This window comes from Microcoleus sp. B4-C2 (assembly GCF_036705265.1).
Lineage (GTDB): Bacteria > Cyanobacteriota > Cyanobacteriia > Cyanobacteriales > Microcoleaceae > Microcoleus.
Window position 1 is genome coordinate 5294 of the sequence record NZ_JAUBUB010000147.1, and the last position, 4783, is coordinate 10076.

General features: G+C 46.4%; 4 protein-coding genes. 2 read left to right on the forward strand and 2 right to left on the reverse strand.

Annotated features, from left to right (window positions below):
* The coding region (locus QUB20_RS27055) for an REP-associated tyrosine transposase (RefSeq protein WP_333251072.1) at positions 1-553 on the forward strand (553 nt) is incomplete at its 5' end.
* A 189-nt stretch (positions 554-742) separates the two neighbouring features.
* Here QUB20_RS27055 and QUB20_RS27060 read toward each other — a convergent pair.
* On the reverse strand, positions 743-1798 hold the full coding sequence (locus QUB20_RS27060; protein WP_333251075.1) for a nucleotidyl transferase AbiEii/AbiGii toxin family protein: 1056 nt from the start codon (positions 1796-1798) through the stop codon (positions 743-745).
* 148 nt (positions 1799-1946) lie between these two features.
* Positions 1947-2873: a thylakoid membrane protein ThyD gene (gene thyD / locus QUB20_RS27065; protein WP_333251078.1), complete on the reverse strand. Its 927-nt coding sequence runs from the start codon at positions 2871-2873 to the stop codon at positions 1947-1949.
* A 148-nt stretch (positions 2874-3021) separates the two neighbouring features.
* Between thyD and QUB20_RS27070 the strand changes: the two genes are divergently transcribed.
* On the forward strand, positions 3022-4656 hold the full coding sequence (locus QUB20_RS27070; protein WP_333251082.1) for a DUF3352 domain-containing protein: 1635 nt from the start codon (positions 3022-3024) through the stop codon (positions 4654-4656).
* Positions 4657-4783: the final 127 nt, after the last annotated feature.

The window sequence follows — 4783 nt, forward strand, 5'->3', positions numbered from 1 at the left end:
CTCGATCGCCCCAATGGGAAGAAGTAGATACAAAGTAATATATTCCGACAACCAACCGCACTTTGTCACCTCTACAATTATCAACTGGATTCCTGTCTTCTGTCAAGCAGAAATAGCACAAATAGTCTTAGATTCCTTAAGCTTTATGCAACGGGAGAAGCGTTTAGCTTTACACGGTTACGTGCTGATGGAAAATCACTTGCACTTAATCGTAACTTCTTCTGAATTGTCAACGCAAATGAGAAATTTTAAATCATTTACAGCTCGCTCCATAATTGACTTGCTTGAAAAACATCAAGTTACCAACATCCTCGATCAACTCGCATTCTATAAAAAGCTACACAAAAAAGACCAAAAATATCAGCTATGGCAAGAAGGGTTCCACCCGCAAGCTATTTTGGATGAGGCAATGCTGTTGCAAAAATTGGAGTATATCCACAATAATCCTGTTAGGCGCGGCTATGTTGACGATCCAGCTTGTTGGAGATATTCTAGTTATCGAAATTATATGGGTCAGGATGGATTGTTGCCAGTTGATTTGATTGATTTTTGAGTCGGATGATTTGTTTGAAGGAGCGAGGCAGAGCCTCTGGATCTGCGTTATCAGGCAGAGCCTGGTAACGAGGGGCCAGGCAGAGCCTGGTAACGAGGGGAAAAAGAAGGGAAAAGAGCGAAGAATGGAAAAGAGCGAGGCAGAGCCTCTGGAAATGCGTTACCAGGCAGAGCCTGGGAACGAGGAAGATCAATTCGGCGCAGAGCTGGGGAATGAGGAAATAGTCTCGCTAAATGTCCTGACTGTGATTTCCCGACCTAAATCCTGAGCTAGTAAATCGATACCGTCAATAACTTTATTTGGTTCTGCAATACTCAAAACCTCATAGCATTTTTCCCTATAATCGGGACGATATTGGAAATACTGAATCGCTCGATCGAGCGGTTCCATAACTTGATAAGCTGCTTCCGCTTTGTCGATCGCCCTTTGGGGAATCGGAGTCGCTAACCTTTGAATAGCCAAGTCGATTAAATCTCTAGAATTTACCCGATCGACAGCCGGGCGATCGGCATTTGCCAACAACTTTTCTGCTATACTATCAATTTGATTCAAACCAGGAACAGGCGACCAATTTGGATAATTTGGTTCGCCCAACTCAAGTCGCCCTTCACAAACCATCTCGAATTTAATAGTAGTGCCGTCAACAATAACAGGAAATCTTATCCCATACTGGTTGGCTTGAATATCGTTCGGGAGAACAATGCGTGAAGCGAAGCTATCCCCAAGGGAATCGCGACTACCAAAAATCATATCATAGCCTCCTTCGGCAACTTTTCGGCGCAGGAGACGGTAGCCATCATCCATCGGGCACATAAAGTCAATATCCTGGCTCAACCGATATTCTCCGTGTTCCATACTTACCAACGTTCCGCCCCCAAAATACGCCCGACATTCCTGTAGAAATTCGACATTCAAGTGGCTGAGTACAGTTAATATCTTTTGATGAATTTCGCGTTTAAACATTGCTTGAGAACTTACCCAATTTTCTGGATTTTTTGGCGGAAAACTGCTTCCCAGTTCTGCTATTAACCAAGACTGATAGTGTTGGCTGATTTGTTGAATAAAAGCCAGTTCCTCCGAGCTAGGTTTTCCCAAAACTCCCCAATAATGCCAGCCAGATTCGTAGCGGCATAGCATTTCCTTGAAACTCATTTTTTTGACATCAGCAATTTGCCAGCAGATAGCTTTAAGAAATGGGAGTTCTGCGGGAATTGTCAACCCGGTTGCTATTTCTTGATGGTTCATCTGCTTTCGGGGAAAGCGAGGCAGAGCCTCTGGATATGCGTTACCAGGCAGAGCCTGGTAACGAGGAATTTTGTTTGAGTCCCTCTCAGCTCGGACTTTGTTTGTGAAGCATCCGAATTCTATTCGGCGGGTTCTATTCCGTAGCTTCCTAACTTCCAGATAAAATCTCTTCGAGTGCTAATTTCAGCGTCGGATATTGATATTGAAAACCACTAGCTAAAGTTTGTTTCGGCAACACTTTCTGCCCTTCCAAAACAAGTTTTGCCCCGTCTCCCAACAACATTTCTAAAGCAAAACCTGGCACCGGCAACCAAGAAGGCCGCTGCAAAACTTCCCCTAAAGTTTGACACAATTCATTCATCCGCACCGGATTCGGTGCTGTCGCATTTAAAACGCCTTCAACTTGCGGATTTTGCAAAGCGTACAAAATTAAATCAACCACATCCTCGCGATGAACCCAAGAAAACCACTGTTTTCCTGTCCCAATTGGGCCGCCTGCAAATAGTTTAAAAGGTGGCAGCATTTTTGCCAACGCGCCTCCCATTCCCAAAACTATCCCCAGTCGCAAAATTGCTAGCCGCGTTCCCGCATTTTTTGCAGGTTGGGCTGCTGCTTCCCAGTCTTTGCAAACTGCTGCTAAAAAATCGTTTCCCGCGAGGCTCGTTTCGTCAAATTCAGCGGTTTCGCTGGTTCCGTAATAGCCGATCGCCGATGCACTCACAAACACAGATGGTTTAGGATTAGCATTGACGATCGCCTCGACCAATTTTGCCGTCGTCAGTGTGCGACTGTCCAGAATTGCCTGCTGGCGCGCCTCCGTCCACCTTTCCTCCGCAATCGGAACCCCTGCTAAATTGACAACACCCTCGCAGCCCGCGATCGACTTTTGCCAATCACCAGACTCCGCAGGAGTGTAGGCGACAACTTCTAAATTCGGATAAGCTGAAGCCGGAAAAACTCGGCTAGCCTTCGCCCCATCCCTGCTCAAAACCACCACTTGATGTCCCGCAGCTTGCAGCTTCTCCACCAGCCGGCTACCTACAAATCCCGTTGCTCCCGCGATCGCTACTTTCATCTTTTACCAATAATGCACAGTTCTAGCAGTTTAGACGATCGTCCAAACTTGTGTTAAATCATACAAAAATAAAAAGCAGCCTCGATCGCCTCCCCACAAGCCAAGTGTATTTTCATTAAACTGATAAAGGACACGAGGAACACAAACCATGCCTGCAAAAAAATCAAAGCTTCTAATTGCTGCCTCCATCGCCGCAGCAGGTAGCGCTGCGGTCTACTTTTACTTCCAGGGTTTGAGCCAACAAGTATCCAACCCTCAAGACAGCGCCAAAGTTGTGCCCGACGAAGCAATGATGGCCGCCTTTATCTCCCCCAATCCCCAAGCGTTGTCACAATTGCAGCGATTTGGCACGCCTGGGGCTCAAAAGTTGGTAGGGATGGGTTTGAAGACCTTTCAAGAACAAAGCTTGGCAGGCACTCAAATCGACTTTGACAGGGACTTAAAACCTTGGCTGGGGGGGGTGATGGTCGCTTTGCTACCCCCTGATGCTGTCACGAATACAGAGCCTCCAAAACTGCTGGTAGTAGTCAGCGTCAAAAATAAAATTAGCGCTTGGAATTTTGCGAATAAATTAAAATCTCAGCCCGGTGCAACTACTCAAGAAACCGAGTATAAAGGAGTTAAAATTTTTGAGATTGCAGAGCCAACTGGCAAGCGCTACAGTGTGGCTTTGCTGAACGACCAATTAGTGATGGCTCCTTTGAAAAAGCCTGTGGAATTGGCGATCGATACTTTTAAAGGAGAACCCTCCCTCGCCACCCAGCAGAGTACAACTAAGTTTTTTGCAGAGAGTGCTGGTGTCAAGAATCCGATCGCAACTGTTTATATTGCTGACTATCCTGCGGCCATTGAGCAATTGAAAGCTAATTTGCCCGCTGATATCCAGTTGCCTTGGACAGTGTTTTCGCAGTTCAAACAGGTTAAGTCTTTGGTTGCGGGAATTGGAGCGGATAGTGCGGGATTGAGGGTAAAAACTATTGCTCAGTTAGACCCTCAATTCGTGCAGCAAACTCCACAATTCGCATCGAAATTATTGCCCAGATTTCCGGGCGAAACCATTGCTTTAGTCGGCGGCAAGGGAATCGATCAAATTTGGTCGCAAGCAACCGCTGAGGCACAAGATAGCCCGGAAGTTGGCAGGGGAGTTCAGCAGGTGAGGAATAGTTTTAAGCGGTTGGATTTGGATGCGGATCGAGAGGTTTTTGGTTGGATGAATGGGGAATTTGCGATCGGGGCGATCGGTTCCAATCAAGGGATTTTGTCTCAGTTGGGCATGGGGGCGGCGATGATTTTTGAAACCAGCGATCGCCCTGCTGCAGAAGCAACTCTGAAAAAACTCGATGCGATCGCCAAAAGCAATCCTACAGTCAGTGTCGGCCCCAGACAAGTTCAAGGCAAAGAAGTTACGGAGTGGCAAATACCCCAGCAAGGCACTTTATTCGGGCACGGTTGGCTGAATGAAAATTCTGTATTTGTAGCTTTCGGCGGCCCTTTAGTTGATGTGATTACTTCGACGCCACCGCAACCGTTAAGCAGCAGTCCGAGTTTTCAGGCGATCGCCACTTCTTTACCGCAAGTCAACCAAGGTTACTTTTACATAGATATGGAAAAAACAATGTCTTGGGCTAACCAATATTTGCTCGCAGTACAGCCAAATTTACTTTCCCCGCCCGTCGCCGAATTGCTGAATTCTCTCCGAGGAGTTAGCGTAGCCACAGCTTCTACGCAACCGACAACTGCTGAGTTGGAGATGCTTTTTGCCTTGAAATCTAACAACAATTAGGCAATTTGTAATCGGTAATTTGTAATCGGTAATTCTTCCTTCTATCCTTCTAAGGATCGCGAATTAAATAACTTACAATTTTAATTGTTATTGTGGGATGGGCGTCCCGCCCGTCCAAAAAGGACGG

Coding starts and splice junctions, on each gene's coding strand:
- QUB20_RS27060 (WP_333251075.1), bottom strand. CDS start 1,798: ATGAACCATCAAGAAATAGCAACCGGGTTGACAATTCCCGCAGAACTC.
- thyD (WP_333251078.1), bottom strand. CDS start 2,873: ATGAAAGTAGCGATCGCGGGAGCAACGGGATTTGTAGGTAGCCGGCTG.
- QUB20_RS27070 (WP_333251082.1), top strand. CDS start 3,022: ATGCCTGCAAAAAAATCAAAGCTTCTAATTGCTGCCTCCATCGCCGCA.